Origin of the sequence: Streptomyces sp. NBC_00631, assembly GCF_045206895.1 — a bacterium.
Lineage (GTDB): Bacteria > Actinomycetota > Actinomycetes > Streptomycetales > Streptomycetaceae > Streptomyces.
Genome location: NZ_CP107734.1, coordinates 1420342 through 1443349, shown reverse-complemented (window position 1 = coordinate 1443349; position 23008 = coordinate 1420342). Strand labels below are relative to the sequence as shown.

Annotated in this window: 20 protein-coding genes and 6 pseudogenes; 9 read left to right on the top strand and 17 right to left on the bottom strand. The window is 69.1% G+C overall.

Annotated elements, in window-relative coordinates; genetic code table 11:
- Positions 1-46: 46 nt before the first annotated feature.
- Both OHB00_RS06815 and OHB00_RS06810 read left to right on the top strand, forming a co-directional pair.
- Positions 47-967, top strand: a complete 921-nt coding sequence (locus tag OHB00_RS06815) for a sugar kinase (RefSeq protein ID WP_406445634.1) — start codon at positions 47-49, stop codon at positions 965-967.
- A 17-nt stretch (positions 968-984) separates the two neighbouring features.
- Complete coding sequence (locus tag OHB00_RS06810; RefSeq protein WP_406432267.1) at positions 985-1872, top strand: SMP-30/gluconolactonase/LRE family protein; 888 nt, start codon at positions 985-987, stop codon at positions 1870-1872.
- On the opposite strand, the gene OHB00_RS06805 is transcribed toward OHB00_RS06810, so the two are convergent.
- The 3 genes and pseudogenes from OHB00_RS06805 to OHB00_RS06795 all read right to left on the bottom strand — a co-directional run bounded on the left by OHB00_RS06805 (position 1832) and on the right by OHB00_RS06795 (position 3647).
- The gene (locus tag OHB00_RS06805) at positions 1832-2236 is read right to left on the bottom strand and encodes an alpha/beta hydrolase fold domain-containing protein (RefSeq protein ID WP_406432265.1); all 405 of its coding nucleotides are present in this window, start codon (positions 2234-2236) and stop codon (positions 1832-1834) included. The genes OHB00_RS06810 and OHB00_RS06805 overlap by 41 nt on opposite strands.
- A 66-nt stretch (positions 2237-2302) precedes the next feature.
- Positions 2303-2637: pseudogene (locus tag OHB00_RS06800) on the bottom strand (alpha/beta hydrolase); the annotation flags it as partial.
- A 335-nt stretch (positions 2638-2972) separates the two neighbouring features.
- On the bottom strand, positions 2973-3647 hold the full coding sequence (locus tag OHB00_RS06795) for an SDR family NAD(P)-dependent oxidoreductase (RefSeq protein WP_406432263.1): 675 nt from the start codon (positions 3645-3647) through the stop codon (positions 2973-2975).
- Between the two features lie 504 nt (positions 3648-4151).
- Here OHB00_RS06795 and OHB00_RS06790 point away from each other — a divergent pair.
- Positions 4152-4441, top strand: a pseudogene (locus tag OHB00_RS06790) (GNAT family N-acetyltransferase); the annotation flags it as partial.
- A 106-nt stretch (positions 4442-4547) separates the two neighbouring features.
- Here the strand turns inward: OHB00_RS06790 and OHB00_RS06785 are convergent.
- Entirely contained in the window at positions 4548-5630 is a 1083-nt protein-coding gene (locus OHB00_RS06785; RefSeq protein WP_406432261.1) for an RICIN domain-containing protein, read from the bottom strand.
- A 14-nt stretch (positions 5631-5644) separates the two neighbouring features.
- Between OHB00_RS06785 and OHB00_RS06780 the strand changes: the two genes are divergently transcribed.
- Positions 5645-6897 (top strand): IS3 family transposase gene (locus OHB00_RS06780; protein WP_406430441.1). Its coding sequence is split into 2 segments (ribosomal slippage): positions 5645-5927 and positions 5927-6897, totalling 1254 coding nucleotides; the frame shifts between segments, so codons are not numbered across the junction.
- A gap of 24 nt (positions 6898-6921) precedes the next feature.
- Here OHB00_RS06780 and OHB00_RS06775 read toward each other — a convergent pair.
- On the bottom strand, positions 6922-7938 hold the full coding sequence (locus OHB00_RS06775) for a sialidase family protein (RefSeq protein ID WP_406432259.1): 1017 nt from the start codon (positions 7936-7938) through the stop codon (positions 6922-6924).
- A 235-nt stretch (positions 7939-8173) separates the two neighbouring features.
- Complete coding sequence (locus OHB00_RS06770) at positions 8174-9211, bottom strand: LacI family DNA-binding transcriptional regulator (RefSeq protein WP_406432257.1); 1038 nt, start codon at positions 9209-9211, stop codon at positions 8174-8176.
- A gap of 681 nt (positions 9212-9892) precedes the next feature.
- Between OHB00_RS06770 and OHB00_RS06765 the strand changes: the two genes are divergently transcribed.
- Both OHB00_RS06765 and OHB00_RS06760 read left to right on the top strand, forming a co-directional pair.
- Entirely contained in the window at positions 9893-10156 is a 264-nt protein-coding gene (locus OHB00_RS06765) for a hypothetical protein (RefSeq protein WP_406432255.1), read from the top strand.
- Entirely contained in the window at positions 10138-10437 is a 300-nt protein-coding gene (locus OHB00_RS06760) for a substrate-binding domain-containing protein (protein WP_406432253.1), read from the top strand. The genes OHB00_RS06765 and OHB00_RS06760 overlap by 19 nt, the downstream gene beginning before the upstream one ends.
- Positions 10438-10651: 214 nt before the next feature.
- Here OHB00_RS06760 and OHB00_RS06755 read toward each other — a convergent pair.
- Together OHB00_RS06755 and OHB00_RS06750 are read right to left on the bottom strand one after the other, a co-directional pair.
- Positions 10652-11766, bottom strand: a pseudogene (locus OHB00_RS06755) (extracellular solute-binding protein).
- A 418-nt stretch (positions 11767-12184) separates the two neighbouring features.
- Positions 12185-12616 (bottom strand): annotated as a pseudogene (locus OHB00_RS06750) (helix-turn-helix domain-containing protein); the annotation flags it as partial.
- A 48-nt stretch (positions 12617-12664) separates the two neighbouring features.
- Between OHB00_RS06750 and OHB00_RS06745 the strand changes: the two are divergent.
- Positions 12665-13555, top strand: coding sequence for an AAA family ATPase (locus OHB00_RS06745; RefSeq protein ID WP_406432251.1), 891 nt, complete (start codon positions 12665-12667; stop codon positions 13553-13555).
- A 474-nt stretch (positions 13556-14029) separates the two neighbouring features.
- Here OHB00_RS06745 and OHB00_RS06740 read toward each other — a convergent pair whose 3' ends face one another.
- The 3 genes from OHB00_RS06740 to OHB00_RS06730 form a co-directional block, all read right to left on the bottom strand.
- Positions 14030-14185 carry a hypothetical protein gene (locus OHB00_RS06740; protein WP_406432249.1) on the bottom strand — a complete coding sequence of 52 codons (156 nt, stop codon included), beginning with the start codon at positions 14183-14185 and terminating at the stop codon, positions 14030-14032.
- A 757-nt stretch (positions 14186-14942) separates the two neighbouring features.
- Positions 14943-15590, bottom strand: a complete 648-nt coding sequence (locus tag OHB00_RS06735; protein WP_406432247.1) for a nitroreductase — start codon at positions 15588-15590, stop codon at positions 14943-14945.
- A gap of 13 nt (positions 15591-15603) precedes the next feature.
- A complete protein-coding gene (locus tag OHB00_RS06730) occupies positions 15604-16464 on the bottom strand; it encodes a hypothetical protein (protein ID WP_406432245.1) in 861 nt (286 codons plus the stop codon).
- A gap of 405 nt (positions 16465-16869) precedes the next feature.
- On the opposite strand from OHB00_RS06730, the gene OHB00_RS06725 reads away from it, so the two are divergent.
- Together OHB00_RS06725 and OHB00_RS06720 are read left to right on the top strand one after the other, a co-directional pair.
- Positions 16870-17613, top strand: coding sequence for a 2OG-Fe dioxygenase family protein (locus tag OHB00_RS06725; protein WP_406432243.1), 744 nt, complete (start codon positions 16870-16872; stop codon positions 17611-17613).
- A gap of 34 nt (positions 17614-17647) precedes the next feature.
- Positions 17648-18637: an aldo/keto reductase gene (locus OHB00_RS06720; protein WP_406432241.1), complete on the top strand. Its 990-nt coding sequence runs from the start codon at positions 17648-17650 to the stop codon at positions 18635-18637.
- Positions 18638-18713: 76 nt separating this feature from the next.
- Here OHB00_RS06720 and OHB00_RS06715 read toward each other — a convergent pair whose 3' ends face one another.
- The 6 genes and pseudogenes from OHB00_RS06715 to OHB00_RS06690 all read right to left on the bottom strand — a co-directional run.
- Positions 18714-19232 (bottom strand): DMT family transporter, encoded by a 519-nt coding sequence (locus OHB00_RS06715; protein WP_406432239.1) that lies wholly within the window; start codon positions 19230-19232, stop codon positions 18714-18716.
- Positions 19232-19636 carry an EamA family transporter gene (locus OHB00_RS06710; protein ID WP_406432237.1) on the bottom strand — a complete coding sequence of 135 codons (405 nt, stop codon included), beginning with the start codon at positions 19634-19636 and terminating at the stop codon, positions 19232-19234. Before OHB00_RS06710 ends, OHB00_RS06715 begins: the two co-directional genes overlap by 1 nt.
- A 93-nt stretch (positions 19637-19729) precedes the next feature.
- Positions 19730-20473, bottom strand: a pseudogene (locus tag OHB00_RS06705) (NAD(P)/FAD-dependent oxidoreductase); the annotation flags it as partial.
- A gap of 38 nt (positions 20474-20511) precedes the next feature.
- A complete protein-coding gene (locus OHB00_RS06700; protein ID WP_406445633.1) occupies positions 20512-21840 on the bottom strand; it encodes an aminoglycoside phosphotransferase family protein in 1329 nt (442 codons plus the stop codon).
- A gap of 32 nt (positions 21841-21872) precedes the next feature.
- On the bottom strand, positions 21873-22349 hold the full coding sequence (locus OHB00_RS06695) for a hypothetical protein (protein ID WP_406432235.1): 477 nt from the start codon (positions 22347-22349) through the stop codon (positions 21873-21875).
- Between the two features lie 474 nt (positions 22350-22823).
- Positions 22824-22988 (bottom strand): annotated as a pseudogene (locus OHB00_RS06690) (pirin family protein); the annotation flags it as partial.
- Positions 22989-23008: the final 20 nt, after the last annotated feature.

Here is a 23008-nt window from a genome sequence, read left to right as displayed (position 1 = left end):
CGCGGACCGCAAGGGGCCACCCGAGGTGGTGACCTTCGGCGAGACGATGGCGGCGCTGCGTGCCCACGGCGCCCTGCGGATGGGTGGCAGCCTCGGCCTCTCCGTGGCGGGAGCCGAGTCCAACGTCGCCATCGGCCTCGCCAGGCTCGGGCACCAGGTGCGCTGGGCGGGTCGGGTCGGCGCGGACGAACTCGGTGCCCTGGTCCTGCGCACCCTGCGCGCCGAGGGCGTCGACCTCGACTACGCGGTCACCGACGACAGCGGCCGCCCCACGGGACTGCTGCTGACAGAGCCCCGCCTGGGCACACTGACCCGCGTCAGCTACTACCGCGCCGGTTCGGCGGGCTCGGCCGTCACAGCGGCCGACGTGCTGCCCGCGCTGGCCTCCGGATCCCGCGTCCTGCACCTGAGCGGCATCACCCCGGCTCTCGGTCCGTCGGCGGCCGAGACCGTCCTGGCCGCCGCGACGACCGCCCGCGACGCCGGCATCACCGTCTGCCTCGACATCAACTACCGCTCCAGGCTGTGGACGGCCGATCGCGCCCGCGCCGCCCTGCGGCCGCTGCTCGTCCACACCGACCTGCTCGTCGCCTCCGAGGACGAGTTGCCGCTTGTGCTGGAACAGCCCGAAGCAGGTGAAACGGAAGCTGTGAAGAGCCTGTTGGACGCAGGCGTCCAAGAGGTGATCGTCAAACGCGGCGCACACGGCGCGACGGTCGTCACCGCCGACGGAACAGCCGACCGCGCCGCACGGCGGGTCGACGCCGTCGACCTGGTCGGCGCGGGCGACGCCTTCGTGGCCGGATACCTGTCCGGACTCCTCGACGGCGCGGACGTCCGGGCCCGTCTGGACCGGGCCGTCACCACCGCGGCCTTCGCCGTCGCCACCCGGGGCGACTGGGAAGGATTCCCCACGCGTGACGAACTCGGACTGTTCGACGAACCCGACGGCACGACCGTCCGCTGACCGAAACGAGGTGACTCATGACCTTCACGACAGCCCCCGTCACGGTCGTCGTGGACGGCGGGTACGAACTCGCCGAGGGCGGCCGCTGGACCGACGGGAGGTATGTGTACGTCGACATCCTCGCCGGCCGGCTCTACGAACTGCGCGACGGCACCGGTACTGCGGCCCCGCGCCGACTGACCCGGCTCGACGTTCCGCTGGGCGCAGTCGCCCCGGTGCGCGACGAGCCGGACGTGTGGATCGCCGCCGCGGGCACCGGCATCGCGTTGCTCACCCCGGACGGCGCGCTGGAGTGGCTGGACCGCCCCGAGGACCGCACCCCCGTCCCCAGCCGGATGAACGACGGCGTCGCCGACCCGGCCGGCCGCTTCTGGGCGGGCAGCATGGCCTACGACGGCACCCCAGGCGCGGGCTCGCTCTACCGGACCGGCCCCGACGGCACGGTCGTACGCGTCCTCGACGGGCTGACGATCGCCAACGGGCCCGCCTTCAGCGCCGACGGCACGACCATGTACCTCGCCGACTCGGCCGCCGGCACCATCCTTCGCTGCGGTGTCGATCCCGTCTCGGGCGACCTGTCCGGCGGCCCGGAGAGCTTCGTCCGTCTGGGCGGCGACGAAGGCAGCCCCGACGGAATGACCGTCGACGAGGAGGGCTGCCTGTGGGTCGCGATGTGGGGCGCCGCCGCGATACGCCGGTACCACCCCGACGGTCACCTGCTGCACACCCTGAGTGTCCCCGCCCCGCACCCCACGTCGGTGTGCCTCCACCCCACCGACAACCGCCTCTACGTCACCACGGCCCGTCACGGGGTGCCCGACCCGACCGCGGCCTCCGGCGCCGTGCTCACCGTCCCCGTAACGGTCAGCGGAACGGCCGCCTGTTCCTGGCGGGGCCGGTACTGACACACCCCCTCGACACCTTGCCGTGACGGCGTCGGGGTTGCAGGTCGTCGAGCTCGAAGGAGCCGGCCGTACGCGTCAGCCGCCGCGTACACCGAGGCCGCAGGACGCCGGGGTACAGGGCGAGTTCGGTCGGGACGTCGGCGTGGGCGAGGCGCTGGGCGTAGTCGACGTCCCCGGCGCGGAACGCGTCGTACTGGCAGGCGGTGACGAACGCGGGCGGCAGCCCGGACAAGTCCTGGGCGCGGGCGGGTGCGGCGTAGGGGGAGACGTCGGTGCTGCCCCTACGGCCCTCGCCGAGGTAGTGGTCCCAACCCACCTCGCCGGCACGGATGTTCCACAGCGGGACGTCGTCGTAGTCCCACATCGACGGCGTCTGGAGACGGTCGCCGAGTTCGGCGACCCCAGGTGCTGGAAGCAGAGTGCGGGCCCGCCGCGATCGCGGGCGAGGAGGGCCACCGCGGCGGCGAGGGCGCCTCCCGCGCTCTCCCCGGCGACGCCGAGCCGGACGGGGTCGATGCCCAGTTCGCTCGCCGACTTGGCGGTCCGCGTCAGGGCCGCGTGGCAGTCCTCCAGCCCGGCGGGGAAGGGGTCCTCCGGGGCGAGGCGGCATGTGACGGTGACCACGACCGTGCCGACCTCCGCGGCGATGCGGGTGGCCTGGGCGTCGAACTGCGCGACACCGCCCATGATGAACCCGCCACTGTGGATGTACAGCAGGCCGGGCAGCAGGCCGTCGCGCTCGGCGGGCGTGTAGCCGCGGACCATCACGTCAGGTGCGCCCTCGGGCCCGGGGACGGTGACGTCGCGAGAGCTGATCGCGATGTCCGGCTCGTAGGACGGCAGTCCGTTGCGGACGGCTGCCTCGCCCATGGCGCGCAGTTCACGGAAATCCGCGAACGGCCCGTTCGGGAGCATCTCGACGAGCCAGGGCGTGATCTCGGGGTCGTATGCGCAGGTCAGGAAGTCTCCTCGGCGGGACGGGCCGAGGGTGGCGGCGGCCTTGTTCCGACGTCTCGGCGTCTGAACGTTCCGTAGCGCGCCGCCGCAGTGGTCGACCGCGGCGGCGCTACGGCTTCGACGAAGCAGCGGGGCCGGCTCCTCTAGAGGCTGAAGACGAGTTCGGCCTGGTCGCGTTTGGTGGTGTGCAGGTCCCAGTAGACGGGGGAGATCTCCTCGGGCTGGGCCGTCGGGAAGCCGGGGATGGCCGGGGTGCCGATCGAGACGTCGATGCCGATGTGGGCGGACTGGATGCCGGTGCCGTCGAGTTCCTTGTGGAGGTTGATGGCCCAGTTGCGGAGGGCTGCGGCGGCGGCGTTGATGTTGCCGACCTGGGGGACGGGGTCGACGGAGCCGGCGCCGGTGGTGTAGAGGAGGGTGCCCGAGCCGGCCTCGCGCATTGCCGGCAGCACGGCCTTGGTGGCGGCGATGGCGCCGTAGAGCTGGAACTCGATCTCGTGCTGAACGTGGGCCGGTTCGGCTTCGGAGGGGCTGACCATGGCAGTGGTGAGGCCCGCGACCGGGGAGTACTCCAGAACGTCGATGCCGCCGAACTGGGTGGCGGCGTCCTTGAGTGCCTGGGTGAGCGCGTCGCGGTCGAGGACGTCTGCGGGGAAGGCGGCGGAGGTGATGCCCTCGGCGGTGAGCGTGCTGACGAGACCGTCGAGATTCTCGCGGTTGCGGGAGATCAGGGCGACGTCGAGGCCCTGGGAGCCGAAGGTGCGAGCGATGGCCAGGCCCAGCTGCGGGCCGGCCCCGACAATGGCGATGCTGGTCACAGTGATCCTTTTCGTAGGGCGGACAGGGAGTGGGGGCATTCGGAAAGGTCTATCCGATTAGAGATCCGGATATGGCCTTCCGTTTCGCTGTGCCCAACCGTACCACTCAAACTGGATAGGGCAATCCGATTGTCGGACTGGCCGGTGTGACTCCTGGTGCCCGGCATCCCGACGCCCCTGCAGCCCAAACTTCGCGCAGTGACGCCGAGCGCAACCGGGAACGGATCACCGCCGCCGCACGCACGGTCTTCGCAGGGGACGGCCTCAATGCCTCCACGGGGTCCGTGGCCCGCGAGGCAGGGGCGCGGGGATCGCCACCATGTTTCGCCGCTCCCCGCCAAGGTCGAGCTGCTCGACGCCCGTCTTCATTGACCGCATGTCCGCCTACGCCGACGCGGTCACCGCCGCCCTCGACGATCCCGCCCCCTGGAACGGCTTCGGCGGCTGCGTCGAGACCGCCTGCGCGATGCAGGCCGCCGACTACGGCTTCGCCGACGTGCCGGCTACTCGCTCGTCCTTGCTCCACCGGAGCTCGACCTGCTGTTCGTCGCCGACGACATGCAGGGACGGGGTATGGGCGGATGCTCGTCGCGCACATGCAGTCCGAGGCCCGCGCCGTCGGGATCGACCGTCTCAAGGTCGTGTCGCATGTTCCCGCCGAGGACTTCTACCACCGCGTCGGTGCGGTGCGGACCGGGACCGTGCTCGCGAACCCGCCCGCCGTGCCGAGGGGCCGTCCCCTGTTCGAGTTCCGCATTCCTTCACATGAGGGCGCGGAGGGTGAGTCGTCGTGACAGGGCTGCGGGCAGTGGACGCGGTATGAAGCAGGGATGGCCGGGCTCGCCGACCAAGTCGGTGAGCCCGGCCGGCGGGATGCCGGTCATCCTGCCTTTCGTTGGGTCAGTTGATGCGGACGATCTTCCAGAGTTGGTCGTCGACGGTGAGGCTGTTCCACTGGATGACAGGTGCGCTGTCGGCGGTGGAGGACTGGCCGACGCCGGCGACGAGGCCGCTGTTCACGTTCTGGAGTTTGTAGTAGCCGTTGCCGGCGTCGGTGAGGGTCCACTTCTGGGAGCCGGCGGTGGAGGGTGTGTTCTGGACTATTGCGGCGCCTGCGGTGGTGGAGGAGTTGCTGATGTCCAGGTTGAGGTTGCTGTTGGCGTTCTTGATGTTCCAGGTTCCGTTGCCGGCGGACTGGAAGGTGAACAGCTGGCAGGGGCAGGCGGAGTTGTGGTACTGCTGCGCGGCTGTGCCGGCGGTGGTGGAGCCGGCGGGGATGTCGATGTACTTGCCGCTGTTCTTGTTGACGAGGACGTACTGTCCGGTGCCCAGCGGGGGCAGGGCGGTCTGGGTGAGGTTCCAGCGCTGGGAGGCGGAGCCGCTGCTGCCGGACTGGTCGGCGGCGGTGCCGGCGGTGGTGGAGGAGTTCGGGATTTCGAGGAGTTTGCCGCTGATGCGGTTGGTGATGGTGTATCCGCCGGCAGGGCTGGGGGCGACGGCCCATTCGTGGTCGAGGGTGCCGTTGTCGTCCCACTGCAGGACGGCGGCGCCGTCGGCGGTGGACTGGCCCTGCACGCCGAGGACCTTGCCGCTGGCTACGTTGAAGATCTTGAAGTAGCCGGAGGGCTGTTGGACGAACTTCCACTGCTGGTCGGTGGCGTTGTCGGTGTTCTGCTGGGTGGCGGCGGTGCCGTTGGTGGTGGAGCCGCCCGGGATGGTGAGCAGCAGGTTGCTGCCCGCGTTGGAGGCGGTGTAGGTGGCGCCGTCGGAGATCCCGCCGCCCAGATCGATCGTGCTGTACTGGATGGGGTTGAGGGTGCTTCCTTGGTTGCGGCCCCCGCTGAAGACCTCCAGGCTGTGTCCGTCGGCCAGGGGGAGCATGCCGCGGCTGTAGCCGCGGGGGACGTTGGACTGGATATGGGTCCAGGCGTTCGAGGCGCCGCCTTGTGAACCGCCCCGGGTCGGGTGGAGGCTCGATTCCATGTAAGGATTGAGTCATGGCACGACCCTCCCGTTACCCGCTTGAGCTGCGCCGTCGTGCGGTGCGCATGGTCGCCGAAGTGCGCGACGACTACCCGAACGAGACGGCCGCCCTGCAGGCGGTCGCGGACAAGCTCGACATCGGCTCCCGCGAGACGCTGCGGAACTGGGTGAAGCAGCACGAGATCGACGCGGGGCAGCGTCCGGGGACGACGACGGAGGAGTCCGCCCAGCTCAAGGCATTGAAGAAGGAGAACGCCGAGCTGAAGCGGGCGAACGAGATCCTGAAGGCCGCGGCGAGTTTCTTCGCGGCCGAGCTCGACCGGCCACACACGCGCTCGTAGCGTTCATCGACGAGCACCGGGACCGCTTCGGCGGGGTCGAGCCGATCTGCAGGACGCTCACCGCACACGACTGCAAGATCGCCCCTTCCACGTACTACGCCCACAGGAAACGCCTCGACACTCCCTCTGCCCGTTCCGTGCGCGACGAGGAGCTCAAGGAGAGGATCCAGGAGGTCTACACGTCCAACTACCGTGTCTACGGAGCCCGGAAGATCTGGCGCGAGCTGAACCGGCAGGGGCATGCGGTGGCCCGCTGCACCGTCGAGCGCCTGATGCGCGAGCTCGGTATCCAGGGAGCGGTGCGCGGGAAACGCGTCATCACCACGATCCCCGGCGGGCAGGCTGAGCGGGCCCCCGACCTTGTCGACCGCGACTTCGTCGCCAGCGCCCCGAACCGCTGCTGGGTAGCCGACTTCACGCACGTGAAGACCTTCGCCGGCGTCGTCTACGTCGCGTTCGTCGTGGACACCTTCTCGCGCCGGATCGTGGGCTGGTCCGCGGCCACGGTGAAGGAGACGGTGTTCGTGCTGGACGCCCTGGAGATGGCCATCTGGCAGCGCGACCGCGACCAACGCCCCATCCAGCCGGGCGAGTTGATACATCATTCGGACGCCGGGTCGCAGTACACGAGCTACCGCCTCGCCAAGCACCTGGACGCCGCCGGCATCGCGGCGAGCATCGGATCCGTCGGTGACGCGTACGACAACGCCCTGATGGAGTCCACGATCGGCCTGTTCAAAACCGAGCTGATCAAGCCCCAGCGGCCCTGGAAGACGCTCTCCCAGGTCGAGCTCGCCACCGCCGAGTGGATCGACTGGTACAACCACCGCCGACTTCACGGTGAGATAGGGCACATCCCGCCCGTCGAATACGAAGCCAATTACTACACCGAACTCGCGAAACCCCAGGTCATCACCACAATCTGAGATCTCTACCGAACCCGGGGCGGTTCATTGGGTGTTGACGAACACGTCCTGCACGGTGTCGCCGCTGACGACGAGGGTGCCGTTGGGGCCGCCGGTGGGCAGCCAGGTGACGTAGGGCGCCCCGCTGGGGATGGTGCCGTCGGTCGCCCGCAGCACCTGGTCGGTGGCGGAATTGAACGCCTCGGGGTCGGCGGAGATCTTGTAGTAGACGGAGCAGCCTCCCTCGGGCGCACCGCAGTACTCGTGGGTCATCACGTAGTTGCCGTTGGGCAGCCGGGTCACCACCGGCATGCCGGGCCGGTCGGAGTAGGTCGGCTTCGTCACGTCGTCCACGACCGGGCCCCAGGTCCGCAGGTCCGTGGTGACCTGATGGTCGATCTTCTGCCCGTAGGCGGTGTCACGCTGGTCGGAGTAGTAGACGATGAGCCGGCCGTTGGCGAACAGGAAGTCCGGTTCCCACACGGGGGTGTAGCCGTTGCTGGAGATCGCCTTGCCACCGGTGGCGATGTTGCTGACGAAGGTCCAGGTCAGTCCGCGGTCCGTGCTGGCGTACAGGTCGATCTTGGTCGCCGAGCGGTCGCTGGGGACGGAGTCACCGGCGACCAGGATGGTCCCCGCCGGGAAACCTCCCATCGCGGTGGGCAGTTCGAACAGGTCGGGCTCCCAGCGCATGCCCCAGCCGTTCTGGGTGTCGGCGACGTCGGAGATCTTCGTCCAGGAGTTGCCGTTGTCGGTGCTGCGGTAGATCGGGAAGACCGGCGTGCCGTTGGTCCACTGCTCGAAGGTGGCGAGGATGGTGCCGTTGGCCGAGCCGTTGTGCTGCAGACGCACTGCGCGCGGGTAGAGCGAGCCGGGGGCGGGCGCGTCCGACGGCGGGGTGTACATCGTTTGCGAGGCGCGGGAGACGGCGTCCGCCCTGCCCGCGGCGGGCAGCACCAGCGTCGCCGCGGCCAGCGCCAGGGCGAGCAGCAGGATCAGGAGAGCGGTGGGACGGGGGCGTGGAACGGCGCCGGGTCTGGCGCCTGCTTGTGCGGTGGACATGTGCGGCTCCCAAGCGGGAAAGGGAAGGGGGTGTTTCGGTGTCCGCCGCCCTGGTGCGGATCCGGAGTGACGCGGCGGAGTTCTTTGGGTGCGTTGCCTGGGAAACGATCGGGCGACGCTGCCGGGCGCGGCTCGCGAGCACAGGCATCGCGGTGGGACAAGCGCCGAATGCCACAGGCGCGATGGGTGTTCCCGGCGGATGTTCCTACGCCTGAGCAGTGGTAGCGAGTATGGGTCAGAGGGAGGGCGGGGGCGCGGTCGAGCCGCGGACGATGAGTTGGACGGGTGGGTCACTCGCCGGCGGTAGTTCGACGTCGGGCTTCTCGATGGCGTGGAGGAGAAGCCGGATTCCTTCCCGTGACGCGGCCTCGAAGGGCTGACGGACCGTAGTCAGGGGAGGCGAGACGTAGGCGAAGACGGGGTTGCCGTCCAAACCGATGACGCTGACGTCCTCCGGGACCCGGCGCCCGGCTTCCCGCAGGGCATGGATCAGTCCGATGGCCATCTCGTCGCCCGCCGCGAAGACCGCGGTCACCGAGCTCTCCGAGGCCAGCTCACGGCCCGCGGCGTACCCGGAGGCCGCCGACCAGTCACCGTTCAGCACGGGCGGTTCGTGCGCGTCCCGGGCCACCAGTGCCGCCCGCCATCCCTCGATGCGGTCCTTGGTGGCGTACCACCGCCGCGGCCCGGCGAGGTGGTGGACGGTCGAGTGCCCCAGGTCCAGCAGGTGTTCTGTGGCCGCGCGCGCCAGCTGATGGGCGCCCACGCCGACGGTCAGTGTCCGGGCGGCAGTGAAGGCGGGTGGTGCTCCGAGGAAGAGGACCGGCACGTCGACACCGAGCGGGACTTCTCCTTCGACAATGGGTTCGGAGACGACGACGCCGTCCACGCCCTGTTCGAGGAGCGAATTCACGGCGCCGGTGATGCTTTCCGGGCTGCCGTCCGGTGTGTTGACCACACGAAGCGCGTAGCCGGCGTCTCGTACGGCCTGCTCAATGCCCACGAGCAGGGAGGCGGTTCCATAGCCGGCGGTGCCCAGAGCGACCACGCCGATGGAACGGGTCCGTCCCGAGGCCAGTGCCCTTGCCGCATGGTTCAGCCGATAGCCGAGTTCCTCGGCGGCCGCCAGGACGCGTCGGCGGGACTCGTCGGAGACGTACGGCTCGTTGTTGAGGACCCGGGAGACGGTCTTGCGTGAGACGCCGGCCAGCGTGGCCACGTCCGCACTGCGCGGCGCGGAGGAGCTCGCACCGCCCCCCACCCCTGCTGTCATGAACTCTCCTCACGGTGTGTGCCTGCACGAGCCAGGTCAGGGACATGACCGCGCGGTCTGACCGCGCGGTCAATGTCTACGCATCCTCCGAACGCACGTCAAGAGTTCTCGCGATGCCACTTGCGTCCGGTGCCGGCCGCCGTCGAAGCCCGTGGCCGGGCGGAGCGAGGTGCCACAGGCGCTGAGAAAGGCGTGGCCACCGTGCGTTCCTGCACCTCAAGGGGGACTTACTCCGTCCGGGACGGCTTGAGGGACAGTCATGTCAGCCTTCTCCTCTGGTCCGGCTGCGCGCATGCGGCCTACTGGCAGGGCTCGATGACTTGCTGAACACGGAGGCTTGACAGTGAGCTCGCAGAGCGTTCACGCTTCCTGGCGCCGGTGATTATGTTTGTTCGATCGCGTTTGTTACTGGTCGTTTCGATAGGCCCGTACCCTCTCCTCCCGGGCCGCCAGGCCTGTTTGAGGGGCCGCCATGAACTGCTCCTCATTCTCGGCGCGCAGGCCGACCGGTGCGTGCCGGAGGAGGTCAGCGTCGTCGGGTTCGGAAACCGGGCTCGGGCCCCTGGCAGGGCCGTACGCGGGCCGGTCTGTACCGCACCGGAGTGCCGCCGGAGCGGATCGGCGTGAGCGCGCGACCGGACGGCCACGTCACCACGCTGAAGGTGGCCCGGCGAGGAGGGGGTGGCGCCCGGACGGGTGCTCCACGCGGACGTCGGCGTCCTGGACCGCGCCCTGCCGGTCACCACCGGCGCCCAACTCCCGTACGGGCACGCGGGACCCGGCGCGGTCGCGGAGCGACAGCTGTCCGTCGCCCCGGCTCCGATACGGCTCGACGTGACGACCCCGGGCTTCGTGGTCCGCGCGGACCACGGTCTGCTGCAACTGGACGCCCTGTTCGGGCTTTCCAGGGCCGCGGACGCCCGCGAGTGCGGGACCTGGCGGTGATCGGCTTCGACGGCCTTCACCTGGGCACGCTGGTCGAGCCACCGCTCACCATGGTGGCCCTGGACATGCGCGGTCTCGGCGCGCTGGCCGTCGAAGAGGCTGCCAGACTCCTGACCGGAAGCGGCCCACTGCGCACGGACGAACTACGGTGGGGGCGGAGTTGCGGCTGCGGGAGTCGGCGGAGAGGGGACCTGGCAGCCGCCGAGATCGCGCCGCCGACGTGCGCAGGCCGGCACGAACGGATTCGCGGGAGATCCAGCCTGCTTGAGCGACGACGCTGAGTGTGGTGGCGGGTTCAGATCCTGGGGATGCCATTGGTCAGGGCTGCCGCCGGCTCGGGGCGGTGGACGCCGCGGGGGCGATAGCCCAGAAGGAATCCTTGGTCGACGATCTCAAGCGAGGTGAGACGGGGCTGCCGCTTGTGGCGCGGAGGACGGAGCGGGGCGGCCACAGTGTGATGGTGCCCCGCTCCGGTTCGGGGAGGTCCGGCGATGGTCAGCCACCGGTGACGGTGAAGCCCTGCCGGTTCCCGTAGTCGGCGATCCGCTTCTGCCAGGCGGTGAGACCGGCCGACAGGTCGGTGCGGCCGCTGACGGCCTGCCCGGCGGTGTCCTTGAACACCGAGTTCGCGTAGACCTGGAAGGGCAGGTACTGCCAGCCGGGGTTCACCTGGGCGGACGAGCCCGCGTAGACCTGGTTCGCCTGCTGGCCACCGAGGATGGCGATCTTCTTGTTGAGGAAGGCGGGGTCCTTGAGGAGCGCCGTGGTCGCCGGGAAGAGTCCGACGTCGGACAGCGCCTTGGTGGCGGCCGGGTCGGAGTTGAGCCATTCGGCGAAGGCCACCGCCGCGGCCTTGTTCTTGCTGGTCACCGGGACGGCGTTGGAGGAGCCGCCGTTCTCGGCGGACGCCGTCCCACCGGCCTCCCACTGCGGGACCGGGGCGGCGGCCCACTTACCGGCGGTCTGCGGAATGGTGGCGGCGATGGGCCCGGCGCCCCAGGCGCCGGCGATCCACATGGCGTACTTGCCGCTGGACATGCCCTGCCACCACTCGTTGGTCCAGCCGGCGGTCGGGTCGACGAGGTGCTTCGACAGCAGGGAGGTCCACAGGGTGCTGACCTTGGTCGCGCCGGCGTCCTTGAGGTTGATCGAGACCTTGGAGGATCCCGAGGTCTGGAAGGGCTTGCCGCCCGCCTGCCAGATGAGGCTGTCGACACCGCCGGCGTCACCCGGGTCGATGGAGGTGATGTAGTGGGTGGGGTCCGCCGCGTGGATCTTGGCCGCGTCGTCGGCGAACTCCTTCCACGTCTTGGGGGCTGCAGCTTGAGCTTCTTGAAGACGTCGGTGCGGTAGAACATGGTCAGCGGACCGGTGTCCTGGGGGACGCCGTAGACCCCGCCGTTGGTGGTGACCTGCGACCAGGCGGAGGCGGTGAACTTGTCCTTGAGGGACTGGACGTTGTAGTCGTCGAGGTTCACCAGATCCTTCGACAGTGCCATTTCCGGCAGCGCGAAGTACTCGACCTGGGCGATGTCGGGGCCGCCGGTGCCGGCCTTGATGGCGGTCTGGAGCTTCGTGTACTCGGCGGGTCCCTGGCCCGCGTTGACCACGTTGACCTTGATCTTGGGGTGGAGCGCCTCGAACTTGGCGACGATCGGCTTGAGGTTGGGCGCCCAGGTCCAGAAGGTCAGCGTGGTCGGCTTGTCGAGCGCGCCGGCGGTCGGGGCCGCGTTCGGGTGATCGGCTCCGGAGCCGCCGCAGGCGGTCAGTGTGAGAGCCAGCGCGGCAACGGGCGCGGTGGCGAGGAGGATCCGTCTGCGGGACGGGCGGGGTGTGAGGGGTGGCGTCGCTCGCGGGCCTGGATCGCAGTCCTCTCACGTCGATGGCCAGCACGATCGCGCCCTTGGGCTGCGTGCGGTACAGGGCGCAGACGTCCTGGACGCGGTCCCAGAAATCGGGGGTGTCGCGCCGGGTGAGCCAGCCGCGGACCTTGTGCGGCTTCAGGTCCAGGCCGGCCAGGATCCGGCCGACCTGGGAGGCCGATATCGAGGCGAAGACGGAACCCGCGACCTGGGCGGCGATTGCCGTGTGGGTCCAGGTGGCGGCGGGTGCGGGAGGGATGCCGGTGGCCGCGGCGACCACCGCGACGCGCACCAGGTCGTCGTAGCGGCGCGGCCGGCCTGAGCGGACGGCGTCCTTCAGGCCCTCCAGCCCGCGTCCGGCGAACCGTCCGCGCCACTTGCGGACCGTGTTCACGCCCACCGCCAGGCGGCGCGCGATCCCCGCGTTGCCTGCCCCGCCCGCTGCGGCCAGCACGATCCGGGCCCCCAGGACCTGCCTCACCTGTGCCTTCGCCGAGGAGGCGATCCGCTGCGGCGCACCGCGCGTCTCCTCGTCCAGCACCACCGGCACCACCGGCACCACCGGCACCGCCGGACATCGCCCCGAGCCCTCGGTCATGAGCAGTGATCATGACCGAGGACCGGTCAGGGGCGGCAGGATGGGGCCGTGCCGAAGAACCCGCCCGAGTCCATGCAGCACCACCTTCGCCAACGGCTCAACGCCCACACCACCGAGCACTGGCCGCAACTCACCCGGGTCCACGTCCGATTCCGAACCGGTTTCGCCTACGTAGACGGCGAGTTGAAGGACGGCGAGCGACTGCCGCTGTGCCGTCTGCGCTTCACCGGCGTCCTGCACACCTGGGGCTTCGCCCTCTACGAGGCCGGCAATGACAGCTACCGGGACGACATCCTCCCCAGCGGCCTGTCGGCCGGCTCGGCGGAAGAGGCCCTGGACTGCGCGTGCGACTTCTACCTCGCACCTCACCCGCCAGGCGGCCCCAGGCCGACCCGCGTGCCAGCGGGACTCGTGCTCCTCGTCGGCCCACCGGCTTGCGGCAAGACCAGCTTCGTGCGGGCACTGATCGCGCACGGCCAGATCGACGAGGACGCCGTGGTCTCCAGCGACGAGATCCGCACGGAACTCTTCGGCACCTCACCCGCCGACGCGGACCTCGACGCGGCGGACGCTCGAATCTTCGAGGAACGCGACCGCAGGATCGTCGCCCGGCTCGCCGCCGGACAAACAGCAGTCGCGGAGTCTACGAACGTCACCCCACAGGCGCGCGCCCGACTCATCGCCATCGCCAGGCGCTTCAACGCCCCGGTGACCATGCTGCGATTCACCCTGGACCTCGGCCTTCTCCTCCAACAGCACGCAGAGCGAGGCCGTACTGACATCACCGCCGCAGAAGTCCGCGCCTACGCCGCGGTCATGGCCCGCCACGCCGGGGCTGACCAACTGCGCACCGAGGGCGCAAACGCCGTCCACGACGTCCCCGGACGCCCGCAAGGGGCCACGCCCGCCGAGGCCGCAGCCCACTTCTCATTCACCTGACAACCCGACACATCCGGACTCGCCTGCCCGCAGCCCGCACGAACTTCTGCGGAGCAGCGCTAGTAGGACTCCGTTAGGTCTGTCTGGCTCTTGGAGCCGTGGGTGGCTTGGCGGGACGGTTCCTCCATCGTTCTCGACCGGGACGTCATCGCCGCCCTTCCCACCGTGCGCGAACTCCTTGTACGGCAAGAAGACCCCCCGCGCGAAGAGGCCCTTCGGGGCCTGGTGGCGAGCCTTCACCAGGACGTGTTCGACGATGAGGAGAGCGCCGAGGCCACTGTTCAGGCCGACGTGCGCGGACGCGTCAGGAACGTTCGGGGCGCAGGTACGGAGCTTTCTGTCGCACAGGCCGCATTGACCACTCTCACCTCAGCAGCCACAACCCCGCCCACGAAGCGCCACCAAACAACCTCGCCGGGATAAAACGCTCTTTAACTGATCGTTTCAGAATGAGATGTGCAAGCCGGGCGGTTGTCAGTCGTCGAGGCGATCAAGGATCTGTGTGAACTCGCCGTTCGTGATCAGACCGGTGAGGACCTGGGTCATGTTGCTGAGGGGATGGTCCCCGATGGCGATCTCCTCGTCGCGGACCTGGAATTGCTCCCCGCACCTGCGGGGATATGGTCCCATCAACCGTTCCCATGAGGGGCCTTGATGGGACGGCTCCCTGCGCCCGCAGGGATGTTCCCGTGCCAGTCCTGCAAGGACGCCCACGCTGCTCTGCTCCCCGCCCCCGCGTGTATGTTCCCGTGATCGGTTCGCCGAGATCGGCGGGTTGGACCGTTCCTTGAGCCTGCGGGGGAATGGCCCTGGCTTTGATCGAGACCCTCTGGTTGTTCTCGCCTCTTGCCTGCTCCGCGCCCGCAGGGCTGGCTCCGATCGGGCAGCGCTTGGGACCCGCCGGCCAGTACCGGTGGATGTCTCGCACGCGCGACCGCTCATGACCGTCGGTTGTTGGTGTTCGTGCAGGCATCCTCGCTTCGTTGGACCCCCGCACTCGTAATGCGTAGGTCTCGGGTTCGAATCCCGGACATGGCTCCATGGTGAACCGACGGTCGGATCTATGAATTGCGATTTCTTCGCTTTGTTGACCTTCGGCCTCGGTCACGGCAGTGGACTCGGCCGCGGAGACAGCCAGCGCCTCGACCAGCTCCTCCCGCGCGATCACCCGCCGGTCCAGCTCGATCTCCGCGGCCTCCAACACCCCGGCCGGCCTTGCGGCTTCCTCCCGCAGGCCCTCCACCCGCACCCGGGCAGCCGCCTCCCGCTCCTCCAGCATTCCCAGCACCGACGCCACCGCGCACCCCTCGGCCATGAAGCGAACACAAGACGCCGCATCCCTGCCTCACCCGAGCGACACCATGCCTGACCAGCAGAAATCAAACGATCACGTTCGGTTGAGATACGGCTTCTCAGACCTGCAATCCGCATACCGAGTGGAGCCGATCTGGAAGGCCTCTCGACCGGCACGGTACGTGTCCGCAGTGTCGATCGCCCCAACGGATTGACACAGGTGCTGCACCCGGTCGTACACGTCGAGGCTGGACCGTCGCGCGGGCCGCGCCGAAGCCTCGGGAGTGCCGATGTCCAGGGCGCCCAGGAGTCGTTCACCCGGGCCGACACCCAGCAGTTCCCGAGCGCCGGGACTCTCGCACAGCCGTCCGGTGCGCCACATGGTGCCGAAGCCTCGCGCGTGGAGCAGCAGCATCAGTCCGTACGCGACGGAACTCGCCGCGGCCAACTGCTCCCACTCCGGAACCTGGTTGTGCGCTGTGGGAGAGAAGACGAGCACCGCCTTCAACGGGGCGCTGGTGGTGTGGGCGCCCCTGTCCCGCGGGCCAGATTCCGCTTCGGCGGACAGGCGGGCGGTGAGTGCCTCCATGTCTGTGCCCCGCAGCACGATCCAGCGCCAGGGGCGTAGTCTGCCGTGGTCGGGGGCGGCCGCAGCGCCCTTGAGCAGATAGATGAACTCTTCGTCCGAGGGGGCGGGGGCGCGGAGTGTGCGGATGCTGCGCCGCGTCAGGATGGCCGTCATGACGTCCAAGGCGTCACGTCCACCGGACGAGATCGGCACCGATCAGACCGGTGAAGCAGGTGAGCAGCAGCCTGCCGCGGGGTGCGTCCGGTCCGCCGCCGAGGACAGCGTGCACCAGGTTTCCGTTGATCACGCAGAGGTCGCCCGTCCGCACCGGGATCTCCAGACTCGGGTGGTCTGTGAGCAGTTCGTGAGGATAGGGGTAGCCGCTGTGCGTGAGGCCGAGCGCTGTGCGGGCGGCGTCGTCCGGAGCGACGTTCCAGATGCGGAGCTGGCCGCCGTCACCTGGCACGTGGGGATAGACGTTCACCGCCATGACGCGGCGGATTTCCTGAATCTCGAATCCGGACTGCAGCGGGTCGCTCAGTTGCGCGAGGTCCTCGTGCGGCAGCAGGAGGTACTCGCCGGTGTTGTTCCAACAAACCGCTTTCGAACCGCCCGCGGATCTGCCGTTGTGTTCGGCGGGGCGAGTCCCCGCCACGGCGCCCTCCGCCACGAGCGTGGTGACGAAGGCCTCAATGGGGTCTTCTGCATCGTGGTACAGGGCCTGCACGGCGTCGGCGGCGCCAGCGGCATCGGACAGGTACGCATCGGTGTCCTTGTCGATGTGCGAGGCACCAACCAGGTATGCCTCCACCCCGTCCGCACCCTCGCCGTACCGTGGTGTGCGCTGTGGAGAGAGCCGGAAGTTGTCTGTGATGGCCTCGCAGTGGCGTGGGGGAACGAAACCGGGCACCCGGTAGGCCGCTAGTCTGCCGTGCAGGACGTCGAGCACCTTGCCGGTGTCGAGCCGGCCCGGCGTCTCGCACACTGTGAACCGGTCCGCGGGCAGAGCCTCGCCCGTGATCCGCGGGGTGGCCGTTTCGGCGATCAAGGTTCCTCCCTGGGGCTGCGATGAGTCCGGATTCCTCCGATGGTGACCGGCGGCCCTGGTCGGGAGCCGACGTCTGGCTGTTCGGCTGGCTAGAGCGACGCCGCACGTTGCGGGCATGTCCGCGGGACGGCGCAGGGGACAGTACGGTCTTCGTACGGAACCACGCGCGGCGTTGTGTTCTGCCTGCCACGGCTGTTGGCCCCCCGGCGCTGCTCTTCCACAGTTGGCAACGCGCGGTTGGCACGCGGAACACCCGCTCCCCGTAGCGGACCCACTGCTGGTCCGCGGCCATGGCATCTACCTGGGCGACCACCGGCAACCAGGTGCCAGTCACGTGCCCGTGCCCCGCCAGCCGGACACGTCAGCATCGAAGAGTTCGCCCATCCCGCGTCCGAAAGGATCGCCATGCCTGGCAACATCGTTCTCAAGGCCGATGCCCGCGACGTGATTCAGCCGCTGACCGACGTCGGCGAACACCTGGTGCCTGCGAGCAGGCTCTCGGACGTCCTGGGGGTGGGGTCCGAGGACTGGGCCCGCTTCGCACGGAACTGGGAGGATCTCAGTCTCGACACGTACATGGCGGACGGCGGCACGTACCGCCATCGCCGCTACGGGCGGTTCGAGCTGGACCCCCACACAGGCGAACTCACCGCGTTGCCCCACGAGCCCTACCGGCAGGAGCGCTACTACAACCGGCTCAACGGCGGCGTCGACCGTGTCTACGACCCCCTCACCCAGGCCTTCGCGGATGACCCGCTGTTGCGCGGCCTGCTCGTCTGGCTGGGCCGGGTCTTCACCACGATCGACGACACACAGCGGTGGCTGGTCAAGCTGCACCCGGTGCGCATCACCGCGGGCGAGCAGATCGGCAAGCCCGCACCGGAGGGCCGGCATCGGGACGGTGAGACTTTCGTCGGATCGCTCCTCGTCGACAGGTTCAACATCACCGGCGGGGAGAGCTCGACGTTCGACGAGGCGGGCAAGCGGCTGCGGACGGTCACCCTGTCCGAGCCCGGTGACCTGCTCCTCAACGACGATCAGCGGACCTACCACGCGGTGAACCCGATCGAGGCCGTCGACAAGGAGCAGCCCGCCCACCGCGACGTCCTGGTGCTGAACTACTCCGCGCTCCCCGGCCGACTGGCATGACCAGTACGGCGACGACCATGAAAGGGGAGTTCTCATGAGCACACGCCGACTGGGTGGCCAGGGCCTGGCCGTACCCGCCATCGGCCTCGGGTGCATGGGGATGTCCCAGGACTACGGTCCTGCCGACGATGGCGAGTCCCTTGCCGTCCTGCGGCGCGCCCTGGACCTCGGTGTCACGCTGCTCGACACGTCCATGAGCTACGGCGCCGGTCACAACGAGCAGCTCGTGGGCCGTGCGATCGAGAGTCGGCGGGCCGAGGTGACCGTGGCGACGAAGTTCGGCATCTTCCGGGAACGGCGCGGCGATCCCGCGACGCTGGCCGCCCGGCCGGCGGACATCCGCAGGTACTGCGAGGCCTCGCTGAAGCGACTTGGCACCGACTACATCGACCTGTACTACCTGCACCGCGTCGATCCCGAAGTCCCGATCGAGGACAGCGTGGGGGCGATGGCCGAGCTGGTGGCCGAGGGAAAGGTGCGCTATCTCGGACTGTCCGAGACCAGCGGTGAGGAGCTGACGCGCGCCGTCGGCGTGCACCCCATCAGCGCCGTCCAGTACGAATGGTCACTGTGGTGGCGGGAGGTCGAGGACGACGTCGTCCCGCTGGCACGCAAACTGGGCGTCGGGCTGGTGGCGTTCAGCCCGCTCGGCCGTGGCTTCCTCACCGGGGCGCTGAACCTCGACACGTTGACCGAGGACGACGACCGGCTGCCCGACCAGCGTTTCCACGGTGAGCACCTGGCCCGTAACGCTGCACAGGTGGAGCGCCTTCGGGAGCTGGCCGATGCGCGCGGGGTGACTGCGGGGCAGCTCGCGCTCGCCTGGCTGCTCGCGCAGGGCGACGACGTCGTGGCGATCCCCGGTACCCGCAATGGACAGCGGCTGATGGAGAACGTCGCGGCCTCCGAGTTCACCCTGACCGAGTCGGAGGTCCAGGAGATCGAGTCGGTCATTCCGCGGACCGCCTGGTCGGGCGACCGGCACTCCTTCGCTGTGCCGCGCACTCAGCGGGCAGCCGGGTAGGCGACCGTGCGGTCCGGCGGACCAAGGTCCGCCGGACCGCACGACGCCCGGCTTCAGGTGGGGCGCCGGTACAGGCTCAGGGGACTTCGGAGCGATGCCGTGGGGCGGGAGTGGGGTCGGGGTTGGCGCGGGGCGCCGGCCGACGGAACAGCCCTAGGACCAGCGAGCAACTGCCCACGACGATCACCGTGCCCAGAAGCTGGACCGCGGACAGACGTTCGTGCAGAACGACCGAGCCGACGAGCACCGCCACGGCTGTCACGGCGAATTCGACACTGAGCGCCTTGGTGGGCCCGACTTCGGCGACGAGCCGGAAGTAGAGCACGTACATCAGGCCGCTCATGACGCCGCCGAGCAACAGGAGGTACACGTAGTCGGTGAGGCCGGGCACAGCTGCCACCGGCACCAGGAAGAGCAGCGGGAGGGTCAGCACTCCGCCGAAGAAGAAGGACCCGATGGTCAGTTCCCAGGAACCGGCATCGTGCATCCGGGCTCGGGCGTAGTTGCTTCCGTAAGCGGCCGAGAGCGCTCCGACCATCGAGCCGGCGCAGCCGAGGCGGAAGGAGTCGGTGATCGGCGCATCCGGAAAACCCACTAGCAGGACGATGCCGCGATGCCGAGCAGCAGTCCGGCCCAGCCCCGCACCGTCATCCGCTCCAGCCCCCACAGATGGCCGATGACCATGGAGAACAACGGGATCGTCGCCACGAAGATGGCGGCCATGGCCGATCCGATGCGCGGAGTGGCGTAGGAGACACCGATCAGCTGACCGGCGACGGTCGTCGCACCGATCACGGCAAAGGGCCACCAACCGGCCGTGAAGTCGAGCCTGCGTCTGCCCAGTAGCGCGACCAGAGCCACGACCGCCCCGGCGATGAGCGCCCGGAAGGCGACAGCCCCCACCCAGCCGAAGGTCCGTTCCGCTCTTGCCAGCACCGCGAACGAGACGCCCCAGACCGTCGCAAGGGTCCCGTAACGAGCCACGTCAGCGCCTCGCATGTACTTCCTCTCCATGTACGGCTCGTCGCACGGACCAGAGCAGCACTCCGGTCCGTGATCACCGTATCTCGCGGCCCCTCGACACCCCCGCAATCAGACGTAGTTGGCCTCAATGCGCAAGCGCTCGCCGGTGAACCGGCCCACGTTCAGGGGCGTGATGTCGACGAAGGGCTGCCGGTTGAGCACGAGATCCCGGACTACCTCGCCGACCGCCGGAGCCTGGAGGAAGCCGTGCCCCGAGAAGCCGCAGGCGTACAGGAACCGGCCCATGTCGGTGGCCTCTCCAATGAGTGCGTTGTGGTCCGGGGTGATCTCGTACAAGCCCGTCCAGCCTCCGGCGAGACCGGCGTCGAGCAGCTTGGGCACTCGCCGGGTCAGCACCTCGGTCAGCCGTGGCAGCCAGGTCTCGGAGGGCTTCAGCCGGAAACCCGGGGGTTCATCAGGATCGGACATGCCGAGCAGGAAACCGCGGCCCTCGCGCCGGAAGTGGAAAGCGGAGGAGAAGTCGATCGTCATCGGCGCTGGGAGCTCGGGGGCGTACGGCTCGGTGAAGACGATCTGCCGCTGGTAGGGAACGACCGGGAGCGTGGTTCCGACCATGTCCCCTACGGCCGCCGACCAGGCCCCGGCGGCACACACAACGGTCGAGGTCGCGATCGTGCCCCGGCTTGTCCGGACGGCGCGGACTTCCCCTCCCAGGGTATCGATCCCGAGCACTTCGCAGTGCGTCTCCAGATGTGCGCCGTATCTGCGGGCAGCCGTCGCGTACCCGAGGACCACCGACTCCGGCGAGCAGTGCCCGTCGTCGGGTGAGTACGCGGCGGCCAGTAGCCCGTCCTCCTCGCTGCTGGACAGCATGGCACGGACGACGTTGCTCATCGCCGACGAACGTGATGACGACGAACTGCGCGCAGGGGCGCAGGGCATGCTGCGCACGGCGGTGCGGTCCCATCGGCTCTCGCGCCAGTGCAGTTGGAGGCAAGCGTGCTCTGGGGCGATGTGGCGGCGGCCCGAAAGAAGTGGCCCGAAGCCACGGTGGCGTACCAGGAGGGCATCATGGCCCTCCGTACGCTGATGGACCGACAGCTCACCCGGGACGTCCAAGACCGCCGGGCCGCTGAGTTCGCGGGACTGGCCGAAGATGCGGCGGCCTGCTCGCTGCACGCGGAAGTCGAGGGAATGGCTCTGCTGGCATTGGAGTTCGGTCGTGGCGTCATTCTGGGCAGCCAACTGGACCTCAGCGTGCAACAGCGGTATCTGGCGACCGGCGATCCCCGGCACGCGACCCGCATGACCGAACTGCTCGACGAGCGACGGGACGCCTCGGGAGTCCTGGCCGAGATGCACGCACAGCGCGGCTTCCTGCCCCGCCTCGCCGCCGACGCGGCTCGCCGGTCCCGCGAGGCGTCCGAACAGATGGACCGACTGCTGGCCGAGCAGCGGGACCTCCTCACCGGTGACCTCGGCCGGGTGGCGACCGCCGAGCAGATGGCCGCGGCGGCCCGGCACGGCCCGCTGGTTCTGCTGAACATCAATCGGTACCGGTCCGACGCGATCATCGTCTCCAGGTCAGTGACAGTGCGCCCGAACCGGACCCCTTGGAAGGTGTTGGCCAGGTCGATCTCGCGAGGGCCGAACGCTGCCTCGTCCCAGTCGCCGAGCCGTACGCCGTCACTACTCCAGAGCGTGTTTCCGGGATAGGCGTCGCCGTGGATGTGACCCTGGCCCAGAGGGAAGTCGAGCTTGCCGTATCTGTCCAGAAGCTCCTCCCGCCGCGCGGCCAACCACTCACGCTGGGCCGAAGGTAGGTAGCAGCTCGACTCCACGGAGCTCTTGAACGAGGTGAGTGTCTGAAACCGGGCGAGCGGGATCGGCGGCGTCGGCAAGGAGTGGAGTTCACGTAGCAGGGCGCCCAAGGGGCCGGCCGGTGGCCCGCTGCCTTCTGGCTGCGGGTAGTGGCGCCAGAACGTCACCGCATGCGGAGCGTAGATGAGCGGCTGGGGGAGATCAGCGGGCTCCGTCGCCGGGAAGCCGTTCGCGACGAGCCAGCGGGTCAGCGCCACCGCCGTGTCGAGACGTGGCCGTTGGGAGAGGGGGCTGACGCGTACGACGATGCCTTCGTCGGCAAGGAGGACCACGGACGTGGCGTGGTCGTGGAGTCGGGTGAGTGACTGGTCTGTCAGGCCTGAGGCTCGGCAGGCCATGCCGGCGGCGGACTCGGGAGAGACCGTCGTCGTCATGGGGCAAGGACCTTCGTTCGGGTGTCTATCGCCTGGTATCCGCGGGCCGCTTCGGCGAGTTCACGCGCGACGGGGTTCCGGGCGAACCGCGGTTGCTCCAACAGCCTAGCCACTGACTGCACGGCGTCGCCGAGTTGCCGAATGCGTTGGTCCACCGGGAGATCCAGGACGGGCCGAAGGTGCTCTCCGGCTCCCTCGATCTCCCCTGCGGTGATGCGCGCTGTCGCGATGTCGAGGCGCGTCAGAGCTTCGTCGCCGTACGACCTCTGCTCCGGAGGGCCGGCCTCGTAGAGTTCGATGGCCGTGGCCGCGTGCTGCTCGGCCAGTCGATGCTCGCCAAGCAGCGCGAAGGTTCCGCCGATGTAGTAGTGCTGCTTCGCTTCGGGGAACGTGAGGAGGCCTCCGAACCGGGTCAGGGCGTCTGGAGCCCCATGCCGGTCTCGGGCCCGTTTGAGTTCCTCGATGGCGTCCATGGCAGTCCGGCGGTCGCCGATGCGAGCCGCCGCCCGGGCTTCGATCGCCGCTATCCGGGTGCGCGGACATCCCAGGCCTACATCGGGATTCCCCGGGCGTGTGCCATGCGCCGTCCTTGTGGAGATTCCACAACCAGGAGTGTGGTGAGTCTTCTTCCCAAGAGGGCGGGATCTGCCACTGCTGAGGAAGGGCGTTTCGGCGGCGACTCGCGGCGCGAGTTCGGAAGCGCGGAAGTGAGGGGGGACGCGGGTAGGGCGAGCGGAGCCCTCTGTAAGGACCTAACTCCTCGTCAGCAAAGTCAGCATTGGGTCAGCATCGGTCCGGCCAAAGCTGACCACGGTTGGCGAAACCTGCACTTCGAGGTGGGGTGGAACGGGTGGCGGGAAAGGGCTTTGCTCATGCAGTCTGAGTGAACCGGGCGAGGCCTGTTTCGCCTCGCCCGGCCATGCGGGTGCGGGAGTGGAAATACCAGGTCAGCGCAGTCTGCCCCGTGGTTTCAGTGGCGTCGGCGGCAGTTCGGGGGCGGGTAGGGGTGCTCCGTCATAGCCCTTCACTTCCCCAAATCTCGACCCGCTCATCCAGTCCTCACGGGCCTGCACGATCTCGTCCTGGGTGCGTCCGACGAAGTTCCACCACATACCACGCAATCGGCGGTTCT

Bases quoted from the DNA above. Each gene is read 5' to 3' on its own strand.
- OHB00_RS06815 (WP_406445634.1), top strand. From the start codon at position 47: ATGGCGGCGCTGCGTGCCCACGGCGCCCTGCGGATGGGTGGCAGCCTC.
- OHB00_RS06810 (WP_406432267.1), top strand. From the start codon at position 985: ATGACCTTCACGACAGCCCCCGTCACGGTCGTCGTGGACGGCGGGTAC.
- OHB00_RS06805 (WP_406432265.1), bottom strand. From the start codon at position 2,236: ATGTGGGACTACGACGACGTCCCGCTGTGGAACATCCGTGCCGGCGAG.
- OHB00_RS06785 (WP_406432261.1), bottom strand. From the start codon at position 5,630: ATGGAATCGAGCCTCCACCCGACCCGGGGCGGTTCACAAGGCGGCGCC.
- OHB00_RS06775 (WP_406432259.1), bottom strand. From the start codon at position 7,938: ATGTCCACCGCACAAGCAGGCGCCAGACCCGGCGCCGTTCCACGCCCC.
- OHB00_RS06770 (WP_406432257.1), bottom strand. From the start codon at position 9,211: ATGACAGCAGGGGTGGGGGGCGGTGCGAGCTCCTCCGCGCCGCGCAGT.
- OHB00_RS06740 (WP_406432249.1), bottom strand. From the start codon at position 14,185: ATGGGACCATATCCCCGCAGGTGCGGGGAGCAATTCCAGGTCCGCGAC.
- OHB00_RS06735 (WP_406432247.1), bottom strand. From the start codon at position 15,590: ATGACGGCCATCCTGACGCGGCGCAGCATCCGCACACTCCGCGCCCCC.
- OHB00_RS06725 (WP_406432243.1), top strand. From the start codon at position 16,870: ATGCCTGGCAACATCGTTCTCAAGGCCGATGCCCGCGACGTGATTCAG.
- OHB00_RS06720 (WP_406432241.1), top strand. From the start codon at position 17,648: ATGAGCACACGCCGACTGGGTGGCCAGGGCCTGGCCGTACCCGCCATC.
- OHB00_RS06710 (WP_406432237.1), bottom strand. From the start codon at position 19,636: ATGCGAGGCGCTGACGTGGCTCGTTACGGGACCCTTGCGACGGTCTGG.
- OHB00_RS06700 (WP_406445633.1), bottom strand. From the start codon at position 21,840: ATGGCCTGCCGAGCCTCAGGCCTGACAGACCAGTCACTCACCCGACTC.
- OHB00_RS06695 (WP_406432235.1), bottom strand. From the start codon at position 22,349: ATGGACGCCATCGAGGAACTCAAACGGGCCCGAGACCGGCATGGGGCT.